Origin of the sequence: Lysinibacillus louembei, from assembly GCF_033880585.1 — a bacterium.
Taxonomy (GTDB): Bacteria; Bacillota; Bacilli; order Bacillales_A; family Planococcaceae; genus Metasolibacillus; species Metasolibacillus louembei.
In genome coordinates this window covers 2,901,020-2,918,631 of the sequence record NZ_CP137624.1, presented here as the reverse complement: position 1 = coordinate 2,918,631, position 17,612 = coordinate 2,901,020, and the positions used below count along the sequence as shown (strand labels likewise).

19 protein-coding genes and 1 riboswitch are annotated in these 17,612 nt (G+C 39.7%); of the genes, 7 read left to right on the top strand and 12 right to left on the bottom strand.

The window, feature by feature from the left end; translation table 11 throughout:
- The first annotated feature begins 15 nt into the window (after positions 1-15).
- Complete coding sequence (locus R6U77_RS14495; RefSeq protein ID WP_293927223.1) at positions 16-336, top strand: DUF485 domain-containing protein; 321 nt, start codon at positions 16-18, stop codon at positions 334-336.
- 8 nt (positions 337-344) lie between these two features.
- Complete coding sequence (locus tag R6U77_RS14490; protein WP_319838379.1) at positions 345-1,889, top strand: solute symporter family protein; 1,545 nt, start codon at positions 345-347, stop codon at positions 1,887-1,889.
- Positions 1,890-1,939: 50 nt separating this feature from the next.
- Here the strand turns inward: R6U77_RS14490 and R6U77_RS14485 are convergent, their stop codons facing one another.
- Positions 1,940-2,398, bottom strand: coding sequence for an NUDIX domain-containing protein (locus R6U77_RS14485; RefSeq protein ID WP_319836183.1), 459 nt, complete (start codon positions 2,396-2,398; stop codon positions 1,940-1,942).
- Between the two features lie 134 nt (positions 2,399-2,532).
- On the opposite strand from R6U77_RS14485, the gene R6U77_RS14480 reads away from it, so the two are divergent.
- Positions 2,533-3,072 carry a ribonuclease FAU-1 family protein gene (locus R6U77_RS14480; protein WP_319836182.1) on the top strand — a complete coding sequence of 180 codons (540 nt, stop codon included), beginning with the start codon at positions 2,533-2,535 and terminating at the stop codon, positions 3,070-3,072.
- On the top strand, positions 3,069-3,242 hold the full coding sequence (locus R6U77_RS14475) for a hypothetical protein (RefSeq protein WP_319836181.1): 174 nt from the start codon (positions 3,069-3,071) through the stop codon (positions 3,240-3,242). Before R6U77_RS14480 ends, R6U77_RS14475 begins: the two co-directional genes overlap by 4 nt.
- 223 nt (positions 3,243-3,465) lie before the next feature.
- On the opposite strand, the gene R6U77_RS14470 is transcribed toward R6U77_RS14475, so the two are convergent.
- The 5 genes from R6U77_RS14470 to parE form a co-directional block, all read right to left on the bottom strand.
- Positions 3,466-3,888: a DUF1801 domain-containing protein gene (locus R6U77_RS14470; RefSeq protein WP_319836180.1), complete on the bottom strand. Its 423-nt coding sequence runs from the start codon at positions 3,886-3,888 to the stop codon at positions 3,466-3,468.
- A gap of 12 nt (positions 3,889-3,900) precedes the next feature.
- On the bottom strand, positions 3,901-4,803 hold the full coding sequence (locus R6U77_RS14465; RefSeq protein ID WP_319836179.1) for a DMT family transporter: 903 nt from the start codon (positions 4,801-4,803) through the stop codon (positions 3,901-3,903).
- Between the two features lie 16 nt (positions 4,804-4,819).
- Positions 4,820-6,007: an MFS transporter gene (locus R6U77_RS14460; RefSeq protein WP_319836178.1), complete on the bottom strand. Its 1,188-nt coding sequence runs from the start codon at positions 6,005-6,007 to the stop codon at positions 4,820-4,822.
- Between the two features lie 163 nt (positions 6,008-6,170).
- On the bottom strand, positions 6,171-8,594 hold the full coding sequence (parC, locus tag R6U77_RS14455) for a DNA topoisomerase IV subunit A (protein WP_319836177.1): 2,424 nt from the start codon (positions 8,592-8,594) through the stop codon (positions 6,171-6,173).
- Between the two features lie 3 nt (positions 8,595-8,597).
- A complete protein-coding gene (gene parE, locus R6U77_RS14450; protein ID WP_319836176.1) occupies positions 8,598-10,565 on the bottom strand; it encodes a DNA topoisomerase IV subunit B in 1,968 nt (655 codons plus the stop codon).
- Positions 10,566-10,835: 270 nt separating this feature from the next.
- Here parE and plsY point away from each other — a divergent pair, with 270 nt between their 5' ends.
- Complete coding sequence (gene plsY, locus R6U77_RS14445; RefSeq protein WP_319836175.1) at positions 10,836-11,438, top strand: glycerol-3-phosphate 1-O-acyltransferase PlsY; 603 nt, start codon at positions 10,836-10,838, stop codon at positions 11,436-11,438.
- Positions 11,439-11,556: 118 nt separating this feature from the next.
- The gene (locus tag R6U77_RS14440; protein ID WP_319836174.1) at positions 11,557-11,850 is read left to right on the top strand and encodes a HesB/YadR/YfhF family protein; all 294 of its coding nucleotides are present in this window, start codon (positions 11,557-11,559) and stop codon (positions 11,848-11,850) included.
- A gap of 43 nt (positions 11,851-11,893) precedes the next feature.
- Here R6U77_RS14440 and R6U77_RS14435 read toward each other — a convergent pair whose 3' ends face one another.
- From R6U77_RS14435 to R6U77_RS14425, 3 genes are all read right to left on the bottom strand, one after another.
- Positions 11,894-12,307, bottom strand: a complete 414-nt coding sequence (locus R6U77_RS14435) for a group-specific protein (RefSeq protein ID WP_319836173.1) — start codon at positions 12,305-12,307, stop codon at positions 11,894-11,896.
- Positions 12,291-13,229 carry a homoserine O-acetyltransferase MetA gene (gene metA, locus R6U77_RS14430; protein ID WP_319836172.1) on the bottom strand — a complete coding sequence of 313 codons (939 nt, stop codon included), beginning with the start codon at positions 13,227-13,229 and terminating at the stop codon, positions 12,291-12,293. The genes R6U77_RS14435 and metA overlap by 17 nt, the downstream gene beginning before the upstream one ends.
- Before the next feature lie 94 nt (positions 13,230-13,323).
- A riboswitch (SAM riboswitch) is annotated at positions 13,324-13,430 on the bottom strand.
- A 136-nt stretch (positions 13,431-13,566) separates the two neighbouring features.
- A complete protein-coding gene (locus tag R6U77_RS14425) occupies positions 13,567-14,307 on the bottom strand; it encodes an SH3 domain-containing protein (RefSeq protein WP_319836171.1) in 741 nt (246 codons plus the stop codon).
- Between the two features lie 119 nt (positions 14,308-14,426).
- On the opposite strand from R6U77_RS14425, the gene R6U77_RS14420 reads away from it, so the two are divergent.
- The gene (locus R6U77_RS14420; protein ID WP_319836170.1) at positions 14,427-14,963 is read left to right on the top strand and encodes a GNAT family N-acetyltransferase; all 537 of its coding nucleotides are present in this window, start codon (positions 14,427-14,429) and stop codon (positions 14,961-14,963) included.
- Between the two features lie 10 nt (positions 14,964-14,973).
- On the opposite strand, the gene R6U77_RS14415 is transcribed toward R6U77_RS14420, so the two are convergent.
- The 3 genes from R6U77_RS14415 to R6U77_RS14405 form a co-directional block, all read right to left on the bottom strand.
- Complete coding sequence (locus R6U77_RS14415) at positions 14,974-15,975, bottom strand: LLM class flavin-dependent oxidoreductase (protein WP_319836169.1); 1,002 nt, start codon at positions 15,973-15,975, stop codon at positions 14,974-14,976.
- A 93-nt stretch (positions 15,976-16,068) separates the two neighbouring features.
- On the bottom strand, positions 16,069-16,914 hold the full coding sequence (locus R6U77_RS14410) for a patatin-like phospholipase family protein (protein ID WP_319836168.1): 846 nt from the start codon (positions 16,912-16,914) through the stop codon (positions 16,069-16,071).
- The gene (locus tag R6U77_RS14405) at positions 16,901-17,605 is read right to left on the bottom strand and encodes a nucleoside-diphosphate sugar epimerase (RefSeq protein ID WP_319836167.1); all 705 of its coding nucleotides are present in this window, start codon (positions 17,603-17,605) and stop codon (positions 16,901-16,903) included. Before R6U77_RS14405 ends, R6U77_RS14410 begins: the two co-directional genes overlap by 14 nt.
- Positions 17,606-17,612 lie beyond the last annotated feature (7 nt).

The following is a 17,612-nucleotide window of genomic DNA, read 5'->3' as shown; positions in this document are numbered from 1 at the left end:
GGGGGGATAAGATTTATGGGAAATCAACAAAAGCATATTGACTATGACAAAATTGCGCAACTTGACTCTTTTAAACAACTAGTAAAGAAAAAGAACTCATTCTTATGGACGTTAACAGCTATTTTCTTAATTGCGTACATGTTGTTACCTGTGCTAACTTCTTACACAAAAATCTTACATGCCAAGGCAATTGGCGACATTACATGGGTTTGGATTTATTCAGCGGGCTTGTTTATTATGACTTGGAGCTTAGCACACCTGTATGTAGCGAAAGCTGGCAAGTATGACAAAGAAGCAAAAGCCATTATCGCAGAATATGAAAGGGGGCAACGTTAATGAATGGTATGAGCTTTACAGCGGTGTTTTTCTTCGTTGCCATCGTAGGTTTAACATTAGTTATTACTTGGTGGGCATCAAAGCGCACATCTTCAGCAAGTGATTTCTATACAGCAGGCGGAGGCTTAACAGGCTGGCAAAACGGTCTTGCGATTGCTGGTGACTATTTATCAGCAGCATCATTTTTAGGGATTGCAGGTGCAGTTGCCCTATTCGGCTTTGACGGCTTCTTCTTCTCTTTAGGTTATTTAGTAGCTTACTTAGTGGTACTTTATATCGTAGCAGAGCCATTACGTAACTTAGGTCGCTTCACATTAGCAGATATGATTACAGCGCGCTTTGATACAGCAAAAGTACGTGGTACAGCTGCATTAAGTACAATTACAATCGTTTTATTCTACATGATTGCACAGCTTGTAGGTGCAGGTGCATTAATTCAGTTATTACTTGGTATTGAATATTGGATGGCTGTTCTTTTAGTAGGTGTTATGATGACGGTCTATGTACTATTCGGTGGTATGACAGCAACAAGCTGGGTACAAATTATTAAAGCTTGTTTATTAATGTTAGGTACTGTTATTATTTCATTCTTAGTTTTAGCAAAGTTCGACTTCAGCATTGCTAACATGTTCACACAAATGGCAACGGTTACAGAGCATGGTGAAGATTATTTAAATCCAGGTTTACGTTATACAGATGGTCTTGATACTATTTCAATGCTGATTGCATTAGTATTAGGTACTGCTGGCTTACCGCATATTTTGATGCGTTTCTTCACAGTAAAAGATGCACAAACAGCGCGTTCTTCGGTTATTTGGGCAACTTGGATTGTAGGTATTTTCTATATTTTAACAATCTTCTTAGGCTTCGGTGCAGCAGCATTCGTTGGTAAAGAAGAAATCGTAACAGCGAATGCCGCAGGTAATATGGCTGCGCCACTTCTTGCAAAGGCCCTAGGTGGCGACATTTTATTCTCGTTCGTCTGTGCCGTAGCATTTGCAACAATTTTAGCGGTAGTAGCAGGTCTAGTGCTTTCAGGTGCATCTGCCCTATCACATGATATTTACGGTCAAATTATTAAAAAGGGTAAGATTTCTGAAAAAGAGCAAGTTATGGCTGCTCGTATCGGTTCAATTACAATTTCAATTATTTCGATCGTTTTAGCTTTAGGTGCACAAACATTGAATGTAGCCTTCTTGGTATCGTTAGCGTTCTGTATTGCGGCTTCTGCTAACTTGCCAGTAATTATTTACACAATTTATTGGAAACGCTTTAATACAGCAGGTGCAGTAACAGCAATGTTAACAGGTTTAATATCTGCATTAATTCTTGTAGCTGTATCTCCAAACGTTTGGGGTCCAGAAGGAAAAGCAATTTTTGTAGGTGAGCCATTATTCATGCTTTCAAACCCTGCATTAGTTTCTGTTCCACTTGGCTTCCTTGGCGGTTGGATTGGTACATTGTTATCAAAAGAAAAAGCAGACGAAGCAAAATACCGCGAAGTAGATGTAAAAGCAAATACAGGTATTTCTGTACAGGATGTTTCTCACTAAAAGCAAAAAGAGGTCATACAGAGCACGTTCTGTATGACCTCTTTGCTTTTTTAATTAATATCCCCTACATAAGTTGTTGCTTTACCGTTATTAAAATATGCAATTAAGTGCGTCCGTAAAGCGCGTGGAAATAGCTGATATTGCAGTAAATCATCTAATGGCAGCCATTCTGTACCTGTTTGCCCTTTGTCTAGCTGCGTGCCATTATCAAACGTCTCTTGATGGACATCACATAAAAACATAAATTCCGTCTGATGTGCATGCGCATGGTAAGCAGCTAGCTCATGATTTTTCCCTATGTATTCGCGCACAAAAATAAGCTCCCCAATATCCACTGCTACGCCTAGCTCTTCTTGACATTCCCTTACTAATGCCTGATGCAAATTTTCACCATGCTCTTGACCGCCCCCTGGCAAAATATAATATGTATGCCCCTTTTCTTGTATTTTTATAGCTAATAATTTGTCATCTTTCACAATCACTGCTTTTGCTGAATTTCTAATATGCATGTTCATTCCCCTTTATTTTTACAAATAAGACTTCTTTTACTTATTCAATTCATAGATGTACTTTTCCTGCTTTTATAAAGGCAGTTGTTTTTTCATCTTCTTTTATGTAAAATTTTTCTTAAAGAGGTGGTAGGATGAAAAGACGTTATTTACAGCGTGGTGATTGGCAACGCATCGTTCATAGAAATTATCGACAATTACCTATTGAGGATGATTTTACAGGCTATATCGCACTCCTTCAGATGCATGAAGTGACGGAGCCACTTAAGAAAAAATATGGCGACAAAGAGCTTTGTATCGTGGATGCGCACTATTCTTGGTTACAGCAGCTCCCTTTCAATGAGCATTTTGCGGTGACAACTATGTTTGATCAAAATGGAGAGGTTATTCAATGGTATATTGATATTACCAATGAGAACGGTGTGGAAAACGGCAGGCCTTACATGGACGATTTATTTTTAGATATTGTCGTACTGCCAACAGGTGAAGTCATTCAAAAGGATAAAGATGAATTAGCTTGGGCACTTGATAAACAGCTCATCACCCAGCAACAATATGAGCTTGCTTATCGTACCTTCCATGAGGTGCTAGCGCTTATTGAAGAAGGCAGCTTCCCCTATTTTGATATGAGCTTAGTACACCGCAATCGTCTAGCAAATGAGGTGATAACATGACACAATCGAAGGCAAAGAAAAAACGTTTAGCGAAGCAGCGTACAGGTGGTACAGACGTTACAAAACAACGCGGCACTGCCTCCTTCTCTACACATGAACGTAAAACAAAGACGAAGCAGGAAACGATTGACCAGACGTATAAAAAATACAAAAGACATTTTCAGGAATAAATTATGATGAAATTTAGATTAATTTTTATAGAGGTGAAAATATGTCATTGATTTGTTTAGAAGGAGCAAGTGCAGTAGGAAAAACATCAACTTCTAGGGAATTTGCCAAAACAACTAACACTTATACGCTCAAATGGTTAGAAAATAACAAGGCATAATCTTCAACTACTGATGAATCATAATAAAAATAACCCCAATCTTAATAAAGATAGGGTTACAATTTTTATTCATTTGGATAAAGCTTTTGATAAGTTTCCATTGTATGTTGAATTAAATTCTTTAAAACGTCGATATTAATATCAGCTAGCTTATTCACATAAATGCAGGCTTTACTTTTCGTATGCTTACCAAAGCCCTCTAATAGCGCATCTCTTTCCTCACCTTCATAGACTAAATAAAGACTGATTTTTGCCTTTCTTGGTGAAAAAGCAACTAAAGGGGCATCTCCCTCACGTCCGGATGCATATTTATAGTGATAGCTACCAAAACCAATTATACTAGGACCCCACATTTTTGCTGGATAGCCTGTGACCTCTTCAAAAATTTCGAGTAATTGATAGGCATCTGCCTTTTTTTTATCACTTTCCACACTTTCAATAAACTCCACTACACTAGTGTCGTTTTCTTTCATCTTCGGTTCAATCATATTTTGCATCTCCTAACTAGGTTTCTTTTTCTGTATCGATAAAACGCCGATTGTTGCTAAAATGAAAAATGTACCTAACCAATCAATCCAGCCGAATGCTACACCTAAAAAGAGCACCGAGGTGCCTGCAGCAGATAATGGCTCTGCACAGGCGAGTAAGCTCGTCTCAGCTGGTGTTAAGTACTTGATGCTTTCTAAATAGCTGTAAAAAGCAAAGACTGTACCGAATAAAATGACAAAGGCTAAGGCAAACAGCCCCGAAATATGCCATTCCCCTTCGAATTTCCACGGTGCATGAACGAAGCTGAAGGCAATTCCACCTACGAGCATCCCCCATCCAACAACTAGCATAGCCCCCCAGCGGCGCAACAAGGAAATAGGTTGGATTGTATAAAATGCTAAGCCGAATGCAGATAATATTCCCCAAATAAACGCTTCTTTTGAAATCGACAAGGAATTCACATTACCATGTGTAACAAGTAAAAATGTGCCGAACAAGGCGAATCCTACAGCTAAAAGCTCCTTCACTGTTGGCAGGCGCTTTGCTAAAGCAATAAAATAAGCTGTAACAATAGCTGGCCCTAAATATTGTAATACTGTTGCTGTTGCAGCATTGCCATAATTAATTGCAGCTAAATATGTATATTGTACACCAATCATCCCAATAATGCCGAAAATAAGCAGTGATAAAATATCTACTTTTTGCCGCCAAATGTGAAAAATATGTGAGCCCTGTTGGCGATAAGCAACGGTTAATAAAATGAGCCCGCCAGCTAATAAACGCATCGTCGTTACCCATTCTGTGCTCATGTGTAACGTTTGAAATAAATATTGGGATACCGTACCAGAAATGCCCCAAAACAGTGCAGCAAGGAGAACAAGCACAATCCCCTTTCTGCGATTTTCTACTGCCATTGCTATCGTGCCTCCTTTACATCGCCATTTCAAGCTTGCGACGACGAATAATGAATAAGAAATAAGAGCTTAATAGCAAGCTAAACACACCGAACGTAACCCCCATCCACTGTAAACCAATTAAATCAAGCAATGCTCCAGTCGATAATAAAACAATTTGGAACAGCACTTGGTCTAGCATATTGCGGAAGGAGAAGAAGCGTCCATGATATTCCTTCGGCACTTGACGCTGGAAGATCGTCATGGTTGTTGGAAAGAAACAGCCTACCGTAAAGCCAAATAACGCAAAGGTTAATAATGCAAATAATTGAATATCTGATAAAAAGAGCATTAGCTCCATCAAGCCAATAATAAAGACTGACATAAATAAAATCGTGCCCGTTTTGGCAATTTTCGTTAAATGCTTAATAAATACTGCCCCTAGCATAAAGGCGGTTCCTTCTACCGCATAAATCATACCTGACAAGCTTTGTGATTGATGGATTTCGGTAATTTTCATAATGACAAGATTAAATGAGCCTAAAAATAAAATCGGAATGACCATTAACACCAATGTCATTAACACAACTGGCTGCTCTTTTAGCATTGGATAAACTTCTTTAAAGCTACCCTTGCTCTTTTCTTTTGTCTGCTTCTCTTTTGTCTGCTCCTGTAAATCCAGCGTAAAGGTAATGCCTAGCATTACAATATACATGACCATCGAGGCAATATATAACCATTTTACATCAAAATAGCTTAGTACTAAACCTGCCGCTGCAGTCCCAATAATACGTGAAATGGTACGGGCATTCATATGCCAGCCATTTAAGGTAATTAAATCGCGATCTTTCACAATCATTGGAATAACAGCCTGTAATGCAGGCATATAAAAGGCTGCTGCCAATTGCAGGCTTACTAAAAAGCAGAGCATCCAGATAACCGAGTTCGTTGCCAAAGCGACAAACATAAAGAGCACCGAGACAACTCGCCCTGCGCTCGCTACAATTAATACTTTCTTTTTACTTGATGAATCAATGATACGACCTGCTAATGGACCGACCGCAACACCTGCAATCATGCCGAGTGCTAATATAAGCGACTTATGAAAATCGGACGGTACCGTTTCCTGCATAAATGCTAAGTTACCGATAATGCCTGCCCACAAGCCTAAGCCGACGACAAATTCCCCTATTAATACAATCCATACATTTTTATTTTTCCACATGAATGAGCTTCCCTTCTATGATATAACGACTTCCGAAATAAATTGAATGATATAGTATTATGGGAGAAATGTCAATATAGCAAAAACGTCACCCTAGGATAAGTATATAAGCAAAGACTGCCTGAAAAGATATCCTCCTTTCAGACAGCCTTTTGGGTTACTGTTAGTCTTTCGGCAGTAACACGGCCCTTACTAATGCGCCGTCTACAGCTGTATCCACTTTTAGCGAGCCATTTGAATAACGGTCCGCTCTTGATAGGTTCAACACGTGAATCGTTTCCTGCACGCCACGCTCTGTTTCTAACAGCACATGATTCTGCGCTGTTGCAAGTAACACCGCATACACACGATGCGGATTCGATTTTAATTCTTTTAAAATGACGACACCACGTTTTGCACGATTGCCTACCTCAATTTCAGATAGCAGCATTCGCTTGATCGCTCCACGCTGTGTCACAACGACAAGCTCCTGATTGCTCTCAGGGCTGATTAAATTAGCAGCAGCTAAGTATTCACCATCTTTTAAAACGATGCCCTTAACACCACCTGTCTTCACACCTGTAACAGGTAATTCTTCTGCTGTAAAACGAATTGTATAGCTCGTATTGCTTGTTAATAAAATTTCCTGTGTAGGTGTTAACAACGAGGCATAAATCATCTCGTCAGTACCTTTGACATTCATTGTTTTAATAGGCTTCGAATAACGAGTGACCACATAATCTGCTAATGGCGAGCGCTTAATTTGCCCTTCCTTCGTTGCCGTAAAGATAAAAGTATCCTCTTTGTCAAATGACTCAATGCCAATCACTTCAATAATATATTCCTCTGCATCAAGCGGCACGATGCTTGAAATATGCTGCCCAAGGTCCTTCCAGCGAATATCAGGGAGCTCATGCACAGGCTGATAAATATAATTGCCTTTATTCGTAAATAGCAATACATAGTGCTGCGTATTGAGCGTTGCTTCATATAATAAGTAATCTGATTCCTTCATGGCAAAATCTTGTCCGTTCGATGCACTGTGAGAGCGCAGGCTTGTGCGCTTGACATAGCCATCCTTCGTTACTGTTACCACAACTTCCTCACTTGGTACAAGCACATCGAGCGTTAGCTTAATTTCCTCGATTTCTGCTTGGATAACAGAGCGACGTGGCTGCGCAAAGCGCTTGCGCACATCAAGCAGCTCCTGCTTAATAACACGGATTAGCTTTTTCTCATCATTTAAAATATTTGTTAGCTTATCAATCAATTGAATAAGCTCCTCTTCCTCTGTACGCAATTCGGTAATATCGGTATTTGTTAAGCGATATAGTTGCAAGCTCACAATTGCCTCTGATTGTATTTCTGTGAAATGGAATTTTTCCTGTAAATTGTTTTTGGCATCGCGCTTATCACTAGAAGAGCGGATTGTTTGAATCACCTCATCTAAAATAGATAAGGCCTTCATTAAGCCTTCTACAATATGTAAACGATCCTTGGCCTTTGTCAAATCATAAGCAGTTCGCTTGCTAACGACTTCCTTTTGGTGCGCAATATACGCATCAAGCATAAGCGGCAACGTCATTAATGTTGGACGACGGTTATGAATCGCAATCATATTGAAGCTATACGTAATTTGTAAATCTGTAGATTTTAATAAATAATTTAAAATGCCCTGTGCCTGCACATCTTTTTTCATTTCAATAACGATACGTAAGCCAGTGCGATCCGATTCATCTCTTACATCTGCAATACCTTCTAAGCGTTTATCAGCGCGTTGTTCATCAATCTTTTTAATTAAATTCGCTTTATTGACATCGTATGGCAGCTCTGTAATCACGATTTGCTCTTTATTGCCTTTAATTTCTTCAATCGTTGCAGCCGCGCGAATAATAATTTTCCCTTTACCCGTTTCGTAGGCTTTTTTAATACCATCTACACCTTGAATAATACCACCTGTCGGGAAATCAGGTCCTTTAATGACCGTCATTAATTCATCAACGGAACACCCTGGCTTGTCTAAACGCATTAATACAGCATCCAATGCTTCCTGTAAATTATGTGGGGGAATATCTGTCGCATAGCCTGCCGAAATCCCTGTGGAGCCGTTCACAAGCAGGTTCGGGAAACGAGCAGGTAAAACAACTGGCTCCATATCCTGATCATCAAAGTTTGGCACAAAATCAACTGTGCGTTTGTTAATATCACGCAGCATTTCCGCCGCCACCTGTGATAAACGTGCCTCTGTATAACGCATTGCAGCTGGTGGGTCTCCATCAACTGAGCCATTATTACCATGCATTTCAATGAGCATATAACGTGCCTTCCAATCCTGACTCATACGCACCATCGCCTCATAAACAGAGGAGTCGCCGTGCGGGTGGAAGTTACCGATTACGTTTCCGACTGTTTTTGCCGATTTACGGAATGGCTTATCATGTGTATTGCCCTCATTAAACATCGCATATAAAATACGGCGCTGTACAGGCTTTAATCCGTCACGTGCATCTGGCAACGCGCGGTCTTGAATAATATATTTTGAATAGCGACCAAAGCGGTCACCCATTACTTCTTCTAAAGGTAAATCTTGAAATTTTTCCGTTGTCATTCCTTAGTCCTCCTCATGATGGATGAATTCATTTTCTAAAATATTGACCTCATCCTCCATTCCGAAGTTAACATGTGTCTCAATCCATTTACGACGAGGCTCTACTTTATCACCCATTAATGTTGTTACACGGCGCTCTGCACGTGCACCATCTTCAATCGTTACACGAATTAATGTACGCGTCTCCGGGTTCATTGTCGTATCCCAAAGCTGATCCGCATTCATCTCACCTAATCCTTTATAACGCTGAATAATATAGCCTTTGCCAATTTTCTTTATAGCAGCATCTAGTTCATTTTCCGTCCAAGCATATTCAATTACTTCCTTTTTGCCTGCGCCTTTCGATACTTTATAAAGTGGCGGTAAAGCAATGTATACTTTCCCTGCTTCCACAAGCGGCTTCATATAGCGATAGAAGAACGTTAAGAGCAATACTTGAATATGGGCACCATCAGTATCGGCATCGGTCATAATCACCACTTTATCATATGCGGCATCCTCTACGGCAAAATCAGAGCCGACACCCGCACCAATTGCATGAATAATCGTAGCAATTTCCTCGTTTTTCATAATATCCTGTAGCTTTGCTTTTTCAGTATTGATAACTTTTCCGCGCAATGGCAAAATGGCTTGAAACGAACGGTCACGCCCTTGCTTTGCAGAGCCACCTGCTGAGTCACCTTCGACTAAATATAGCTCATTTTTCGCTGCATTGCGTGATTGAGCAGGAGTTAGCTTTCCAGACAACAGCGTGCTGCCTTTTTTACTTTTCTTGCCGTTACGTGCATCCTCACGTGCTTTTCGAGCCGCCTCACGTACTTGCTGTGCACGAATCGCTTTACGCACCAAGGATGCTGATAGTTCAGCATTTTCTTCTAATACATATAAGAGCTGCTCCGATACGACGGCATCGACGGCTGAACGCGCTTCGCTTGTTCCAAGCTTGCCCTTTGTTTGCCCTTCAAATTGCAATAAATGCTCAGGGATACGAACCGATACAATGGCCGTCAAGCCTTCTCGCACATCTGTGCCCTCTAAGTTTTTCTCCTTTTCCTTTAACAATCCAATTTTACGTGCATAGTCATTGAATACACGCGTCATGGCAGCCTTTGCTCCTGTTTCATGCGTGCCACCGTCACGTGTGCGTACATTATTAACGAATGATAGCATTGTTTCTGAATAGCCATCATTAAACTGGAATGCGAACTCCACTTCGATTTCTTGCTGCATGCCCTCTACATATTTAACTGGATGTAAAACATCCTTCTCTTCATTCAAATACGTAACAAATGCTTCAATCCCATTTTCATAATAAAATACTTCATGTATACCTTCAGGACGTTCATCAATTAATTCAATTTTTAATCCCTTTAATAAAAAGGCAGATTCACGTAAACGCTCTGCTAACGTATCATAATTAAATTTCGTCACAGAAAAAATCGTTGCATCCGGTAAAAAATGAACGAGCGTTCCTGTTTCTTTTGTTTTTCCGATAATTTCAAGCGATGTTACAGGCTTTCCACCATCCTCAAAACGCTGGCGATAAATTTGTCCATCGCGATGAATCGATACTTCTAAAAAGCTGCTTAAAGCGTTGACGACAGATGAACCGACACCGTGTAATCCACCACTTGTTTTATAGCCGCCTTGTCCAAATTTTCCTCCGGCATGTAAAACAGTGAAAATGATTTCAGGTGTTGGTTTACCCATTTTATGCATTCCTGTCGGCATTCCTCGTCCAAAGTCACGCACGCTAATGCTGTTATCTTCATGTATGTTGACAATAATATGCGCTCCGAAGCCTGCAAGTGCTTCGTCGACTGCATTATCTACTATTTCATAAACTAAGTGATGAAGCCCACGTCCATCCGTTGACCCGATATACATACCCGGTCTTTTACGAACAGCTTCTAAGCCTTCTAACACTTGAATCGCATCGTCATTGTATGCGATTGGTTGTTCTTTCACCAAAAAAATACCCCCTAAAAATACAAACAAACGTTCTTTTCTTTTATCGTACTAAAGAATAAGCTTAGCTGTCAATACGCTAAAGCCCTACACAAATAGATATTCTACCACAATTTTTCAATAAGTGCTTTACTTCTCTTATTCATATGAGCCGTGTATTTATTCATACATTACAAAAAATAATCAATCTACTATTCAATCAATAGGTAATCAGTGTATAATCATTATTACAACCTATTAGTACCAACTATCAATTTTGAAAGGAGCGTATATATGTCAATTGCTATAATTGTTATTTGCGCTTATTTAATCGGCTCCATCCCCTCTGCTTTATGGATTGGTAAGATTTTTTATCATACAGATGTTAGACAGCAAGGCAGCGGTAATTTAGGTGCAACCAATACCTTCCGTGTCCTTGGCAAAAAGGCAGGGATAATTGTCACAATTATGGATGTGTTAAAAGGAACTGCGGCTGTATTGCTACCGCTATTACCATTTTTTGCGGATGTGCAAATTCATGCATTAATTTTAGGTGTTGTGGCTGTCATAGGACATATCTTCCCTATTTTCGCCAGCTTCCGAGGTGGCAAAGCAGTAGCTACTTCTGCAGGTGTCGTACTAGGCTACGCATGGCCATTATTTTTGCTTTTATTTGTTGCCTTTTTTATTACATTGAAATTAACAAAAATGGTGAGCTTAACATCGATGATTGTTGCACTCATCGCCCTTATTTATAGCATAATCTATCTTGTATTAACAGGTGATTTCGCCTTATTTATTTTAATTGTCATTTTATTTACGTTTATCGTTTATCGCCATCGCGAAAATATTAAACGTATTAAAGCTGGCACAGAACCGAAAGTGAAATGGATTTAACTTTAAAATGCCAAGGTCTGAATTAGCAGCACTTTGGCATCTAACTAAGCAATTTGCTGTTCCTCATTTAGGAAATCCGCTAAAATAACATTATTAATGTATGTCGGGAGAGGTCTTCATGAAAATTATTTTGACGGATGCAGCTTTAAATTGGTTTCACACAGAAATGGAAGTACAGCAGGGTGATTATGTACGCTTTTATGCCAGATACGGTGGGTCATCGCCATTCCATGAAGGATTTTCACTTGGTATGAATCGCGAATTACCACATGAAATTGGCGTAGAAACGATTGTGGATGGCGTTCATTTTTACATAGAGCGCAATGATGAATGGTTTTTCAATGAGCATGATTTGCATGTAGGTGTGAATGAAAAGCTAGATGAATTAGCTTATGAGTACAAACAGGCATAAAAAAGCGATGCAACAGGCTCTTGTGGAGTCGTTGCATCGCTTTTTATTGTTCATTTATGAAAATATTTTCAAGAAGCTGCCGATGTGTGCCAACAATGATGCGGACATTGTCCAAATGATAAAATGTACTCGTAAAATTCATATCATATATATCCTCATTGGGTGAATATAAATAAATGGTTATATCATTCGCTAAAGCAAGTCCGAACTCAATATGACCGCCCTTCCCAGCAGGTAATAAAATGATTAAAAAATCAGCAAGTTGAACCGCTTCTTTTTCTGCATTGCCAATACGTTGCAATTCCTCTAAATTGGCTGCACGGCTGTTTTGTGTCCAGTCATACGTATGCTGAAAGCCTTTTGCTGTTAATTGGTCTCTTACATAACGGACATCCTCTATATTTTGAAAGCTGGAGGCAATGTAAAATTTTTTCGGTGTGCTAAATATGATATTCAATCTCCTCTTCAACAAAATCCCATTTGTATGGCGTTTCTTGGTATACGTAATAGTTCAACCAGTTGTAGAACAATAAATGCGAATGGGCACGCCATGTATTTTTTGGTGCTTTCGTTGGGTCATCATTTGGGAAGTAGTTCACAGGCACTTCTACATTATCTGCCTTGGCGATATCTCGCTCGTATTCATCAGCAAGCGTTGTCGCATCATACTCTAAATGTCCTGTAATCATAATTTGCTTATTGTCCTTCGATTGTACAATAAAGACACCCGCATCGTCTGAATAGCTCAGCAAGCGTAAATCTGGATGCGCACGCACCTCATCAATTGATACAGATGTATGTCTTGAATGTGGTGCTACATATTCATCGCTAAAGCCACGCACTAAATCTACCGTTAAATCCGTAATAACATGTGAGTATACGCCTGAGCATTTTTTCGGCAGCTCAAATTTACCAATGCCGTAATGATGATATAAAGCCGCTTGCGCACCCCAACAAATATTCATGATGGATGTGACATTTAGCTTTGCCCAATCCATAATATCCGTAATTTCCTTCCAATAGATAACGTCCTCAAATTCCATGCGTTCAATTGGCGCACCTGTAATAATCATGCCATCATAGCGGCGGTGTTTAATCTCAGCAAATGTCGTATAGAACGTTTGCAAATGTGATTTTGAGACATTTTTCGATTCATAGGTTGCTGTATTCAAAAATGTGACATTTACTTGTAAAGGTGTGTTCCCTAATAAACGCAATAATTGCAGCTCTGTTTTCTCCTTTTCTGGCATTAGGTTACAAACTAAAATGTTTAACGGACGGATTTGCTGTGTTCTCGCACGGTCCTCCTCCATCACGAAAATTTTCTCTTTTCTTAGTAGCTCACCTGCTGGCAACTGCTTCGGAATATTAATTGGCATTGCTTTTCCCCCATTTCTTGAAATAACAAATCAATACAAAAAACCCTCACATTCCAGCATAGAGAATGTGAGGGTTTTGTAAGCAATCCGTTCACTCTTATCTCTCGGGAGTCCCCCCGCTGGAATTAGCACCTTTCTAATCAATGTTAGAGGTTGCTGAAGCGTCAACGGGCCATATCCCTCGGCTTCTCTTGATAAGTGTTTTTTTAATTTTGTTTATTGTAGCATTATTGAAAGCGTTTGACAATAGGGTTTAAAATACTATTGTCAATACTCTACACTTCTTAAATCAAATTCCATACAATTTTTACAATCCCTTTTATATGAATCATGTTTTTTACTGATAATATATTAAAGTCGCCATCGTATAGCCGTCTATACGATTAACATCTAACATAACGTAATAAGAGCCTTTATCCCATAAGCTTGAAATATAATAACTACCGTCTGAACGTGTTTCCACATTACGTCCTAGCTCCTTAAGACCTTCTTTATAAAGCGTGTCATGGATAAGTTGTATTTCCGACCAATCACTATAACGGTCTCTATTAGGGAAGAAATCAAATCCAATCGCACCAAGCTTTTTATCCTCATAATAATATATCAATTCTGTTGAGTAACCATATTTCATTGCTGAGTAAACTAAAGTAGACACATTTCCCTTTTGTGATTTTCTAAGTAACTTTGCTGTTTCTGCTTTCTCAACTTGATTTATACTCATAGAAAAATCAATTTTTCGATTTTTATTTTGAGCGCTCTGTTCTTGCACTACTAAATAAGCATCCTTTACATACCCCTTGACATTTCCTTGTTTGATGTGTGACCAACCGTTGCTGTCCGTTGTGTATACAAAAACTTTCGAGCCATCTTTCAGCATCGTTACTTTAGCACCTTTCGAATGTGCTTCTTTTCTGACAATTAATCCTCCTTCTGATTTCACATATTTTGTTTGATTCACAGTTTGCTTTGATACTTTCGTTTCAGAGGTACTAGCTGATGCTTGAGCATCCCCATAATCCATAGCCGTTAGTGCAATAAAACATAACGATACTGCAATGATCCATTTGACGAACTTCATTCAACGCACTCCCTTCATAATATTAGTTAAATTGTATCATAGGAGGAAACACTATCCTATTATTGAAATGTAAGTTACACTATTATTTTTAGTTAATAAAAAAACAAAGGGGTTTAGCCATGTTTCCAACATTAGCAACAGAACGATTAATTTTGCGAGAGATTGTACACGAAGATGCTGGCGATATTTTTGCCTATTTTTCAAACGAGGATGTAACAAAGCATTATGGTATGCAAGCATTGGAGGATATTGAACAAGCCGAACAATTAATCGAAGGGTTTACAAAAGGCTTTCAAGGAAAAAGAAGTATGCGTTGGGGTATTACAATTAAAGGGAACAATCGTTTAATTGGTACAATTGGCTTTAATTTATGGGTACCTGTTCATAGACGAGCTGAGGTAGGCTACGAAATACATCCTGATTTTTGGCGTAAGGGCCTTGCATCCGAGGCGCTGGAGAAAATAGTAGAATACGGCTTTCAGGAGCTGGAGTTAACGCGCATTGGAGCGACTGTTTATATTGAAAATACAGCGTCTAATGAAATGTTGTTGAAGCAGGGCTTTGAACAAGAAGGCACTTTGCGCAATTATATGTATCAAGATGGTTACGCACATGATGTCAATATATATGCGAAGGTACAAAAAAGACAGGGGTGATTTCCCTGTCTTATTCAAAAAGCTCCTTCAATAACGTAAATGACTTGGCTCTCGCCTCTTCATCATAAATTGAAGCAGTGACCATCAATTCATCTACCTGTGTATCAGCAACAAATTTTTCAAGCTGTTCTTTAACCGTTTGTTGATTGCCGACAAACATATATTGGCGTTGCTGTAGCACCGCCTGTTTTTCAAACGGTGTCCAAATTTCATCCATATCGTCAACTGGTGGCTGTAGCAAATCATGTGTACGGCGAATAATGCTTAAGAAAAGCTGATAATGCGTTGTCGCTAATTTTTGTGCTTCCTCATCTGTGTCTGCAATAATGACATTGATACATGCCAGCATTTTTGGTTTTTCCAATGCTTCTGATGAACGGAATTGTGTACGGTAAATATCAATCGCCTGCATTAAATAATCTGGTGCAAAATGGCTAGCAAAGGCATATGGCATGCCACGACGCGCTGCAAGCTCAGCACTGAATAAGCTCGAGCCTAACAGCCATAGCGGAATATTTGCACCAAAGCCCGGATATGCTTTAATATGGTCGGTTTCTTTCGCTTGCATTAAATAGCGTTCTAATTCCTCTATATTATGTTCAAAATCCTCAGCGTCACGACGGCGCAATGCTCTTGCAGTGAACGGGTCTGTGCCTGGTGCACGTCCTAAGCCTAAATCAATACGATTTGGAAACATTGCATCAAGTGTGCCAAATTGCTCGGCAACAATGAGTGGTGCATGGTTTGGTAGCATAATACCACCTGAGCCAAGACGAATTTTTTTCGTTGCATTCGCTAAATAGCTTATAACGACAGCTGTTGCAGAGCTAGCAATCGCTCGGCTATTATGGTGCTCCGCTACCCAATAACGCTCATAGCCTAACTCATCTGCTAAGACCGCTAAGTTGCGTGAGCGTTGAAACGCCTCAAATGTTGTCTGTCCTTCTGCAATCGTTACTAAATCTAGAACAGACACGGGAATATTTTTTAACAATGGGATCACCTCACACATTACTATAACGAAATTTGGAAATAGATGCTTGCAATATGCTTATATGCTAAAGTAAATCAAGGTTGGGTCATTAACCTTTTGGCTTTTTCTAGTTTACTTCATTAAAAACTGCTGCAATGCTGCCATCTGCTCCTGTGCATGCTGATAGCCCATATTATAATTGCTATGGATTTGCGTTAAATTCTTTTCAAAGCTGTTCATCGCATAGTTCGGACGGAATAAAAACGCTTTGCCTTCTTCCTCAAGCTGCTTGCAATAAGCGAGTGTTTCGTTGTAGCGCGCGGCACGCTGTAGCATGCGCTTTGCTAATGCGGGATAGCGCTTGCCAAGCATTTTAATGGCAAATTTCGTTTGACGATCCAATGATTTTTGATAGCCATGTGGGCGTGTCAAGACAATGACATGCTTTTCGAAGCCCTTTTCCTCTGCTCTTGTAATAGGAATCGGGTCCGCTAGCCCACCATCATAATATGGAATGTTCTCCAATTTGATTTCAGGAAATAAAATCGGAATGGCACAGGTTGCTCGCAGCATCGTGCAAGCCCTATCCATTTGCAGCGCATCTAAATATTCAACTTCCCCTGTATAAGCATTTGTCACACCAATTTCAAACTGCCCTTCAAATTGCTCATATGTCGCCCAATCAAACAACTCTAGCTCATTTGGAATGGTATCATAGGCAAAATTCAGCCCGAACAAACTGCGCTCCTTTAAAAAGTTGCGCCAGCCGATATAACGTTTATCATGGCGATAGTTGGTAAACACGCGCAATGTACGCTCCTTTTGCTTCGATACGTAGGAGCAGCCGTTAATCGCACCAGCTGAAATGCCAATTATGTAAGGCATATGTAGCTTGTGCTCTAAAAAGGCATCTAACACGCCGCTCGTATAAATCGTGCGAAATGTCCCACCCTCTAAAATTAAACTAGTTTTTGTCATTTTGCTCACTCGCCTTTATCAATTGCTCTAGCTGTACATCCCATGCATTGGTGAATGTGTTAAAAACGCGGATATCAAATGTATTTTTGTTTGTATCATGTAAAACATATTGAAAGCATGGCACATCGTGGATTTGTAATTCCTCTGCGCTATTGATGGATGTAATAAATGTCTCATCATCATCATCATTTGACGAGGCAGCAACAATTTGCTCATCTGTCCATACAGCCATTTTTTCGTGCGAAAGCTCGTCAGGAAACTCATCAAATTCCGCTAGCTCCCCTTGTAAAAACGCTTCGTGCAATGGGCTATAATACAATTCTTGCTCCATTTCCTCTAGCTGTTCCTCGAAGATACCTGCTGCTAGCTGTGACCTGCCCTTTTCTGTCAATTGAATGGTTTCTTCCACTGTAACTAGCCCTGTTTTCTTCATTTTTTGCAGTAAATCTTCAATAAATAAAGCCTCTACTAAGAGCACATCCGCAACCATTTCAACATCTTGGAAACGCCCTGTTTGAAAGGTTAGGAGCATCATTTTCATTAAAATATCCATTGGGATGCGACGAATCGGCGTGTATTTCGCTAAAATTGTCTGAATGGGTATCGAAAATTGCTTTGTTTTTACAATTTCCACACCATTAGGACGCGGTAATTGCTTTTGAATTTGTCGTTCCAGCTGTTGTAATTCCATAAGTCAC

Bases quoted from the DNA above. Each gene is read 5' to 3' on its own strand.
- R6U77_RS14495 (WP_293927223.1), top strand. From the start codon at position 16: ATGGGAAATCAACAAAAGCATATTGACTATGACAAAATTGCGCAACTT.
- R6U77_RS14490 (WP_319838379.1), top strand. From the start codon at position 345: ATGAGCTTTACAGCGGTGTTTTTCTTCGTTGCCATCGTAGGTTTAACA.
- R6U77_RS14485 (WP_319836183.1), bottom strand. From the start codon at position 2,398: ATGCATATTAGAAATTCAGCAAAAGCAGTGATTGTGAAAGATGACAAA.
- R6U77_RS14480 (WP_319836182.1), top strand. From the start codon at position 2,533: ATGAAAAGACGTTATTTACAGCGTGGTGATTGGCAACGCATCGTTCAT.
- R6U77_RS14475 (WP_319836181.1), top strand. From the start codon at position 3,069: ATGACACAATCGAAGGCAAAGAAAAAACGTTTAGCGAAGCAGCGTACA.
- R6U77_RS14470 (WP_319836180.1), bottom strand. From the start codon at position 3,888: ATGATTGAACCGAAGATGAAAGAAAACGACACTAGTGTAGTGGAGTTT.
- R6U77_RS14465 (WP_319836179.1), bottom strand. From the start codon at position 4,803: ATGGCAGTAGAAAATCGCAGAAAGGGGATTGTGCTTGTTCTCCTTGCT.
- R6U77_RS14460 (WP_319836178.1), bottom strand. From the start codon at position 6,007: ATGTGGAAAAATAAAAATGTATGGATTGTATTAATAGGGGAATTTGTC.
- parC (WP_319836177.1), bottom strand. From the start codon at position 8,594: ATGACAACGGAAAAATTTCAAGATTTACCTTTAGAAGAAGTAATGGGT.
- plsY (WP_319836175.1), top strand. From the start codon at position 10,836: ATGTCAATTGCTATAATTGTTATTTGCGCTTATTTAATCGGCTCCATC.
- R6U77_RS14440 (WP_319836174.1), top strand. From the start codon at position 11,557: ATGAAAATTATTTTGACGGATGCAGCTTTAAATTGGTTTCACACAGAA.
- metA (WP_319836172.1), bottom strand. From the start codon at position 13,229: ATGCCAATTAATATTCCGAAGCAGTTGCCAGCAGGTGAGCTACTAAGA.
- R6U77_RS14425 (WP_319836171.1), bottom strand. From the start codon at position 14,307: ATGAAGTTCGTCAAATGGATCATTGCAGTATCGTTATGTTTTATTGCA.
- R6U77_RS14420 (WP_319836170.1), top strand. From the start codon at position 14,427: ATGTTTCCAACATTAGCAACAGAACGATTAATTTTGCGAGAGATTGTA.
- R6U77_RS14415 (WP_319836169.1), bottom strand. From the start codon at position 15,975: ATGTGTGAGGTGATCCCATTGTTAAAAAATATTCCCGTGTCTGTTCTA.
- R6U77_RS14410 (WP_319836168.1), bottom strand. From the start codon at position 16,914: ATGACAAAAACTAGTTTAATTTTAGAGGGTGGGACATTTCGCACGATT.
- R6U77_RS14405 (WP_319836167.1), bottom strand. From the start codon at position 17,605: ATGGAATTACAACAGCTGGAACGACAAATTCAAAAGCAATTACCGCGT.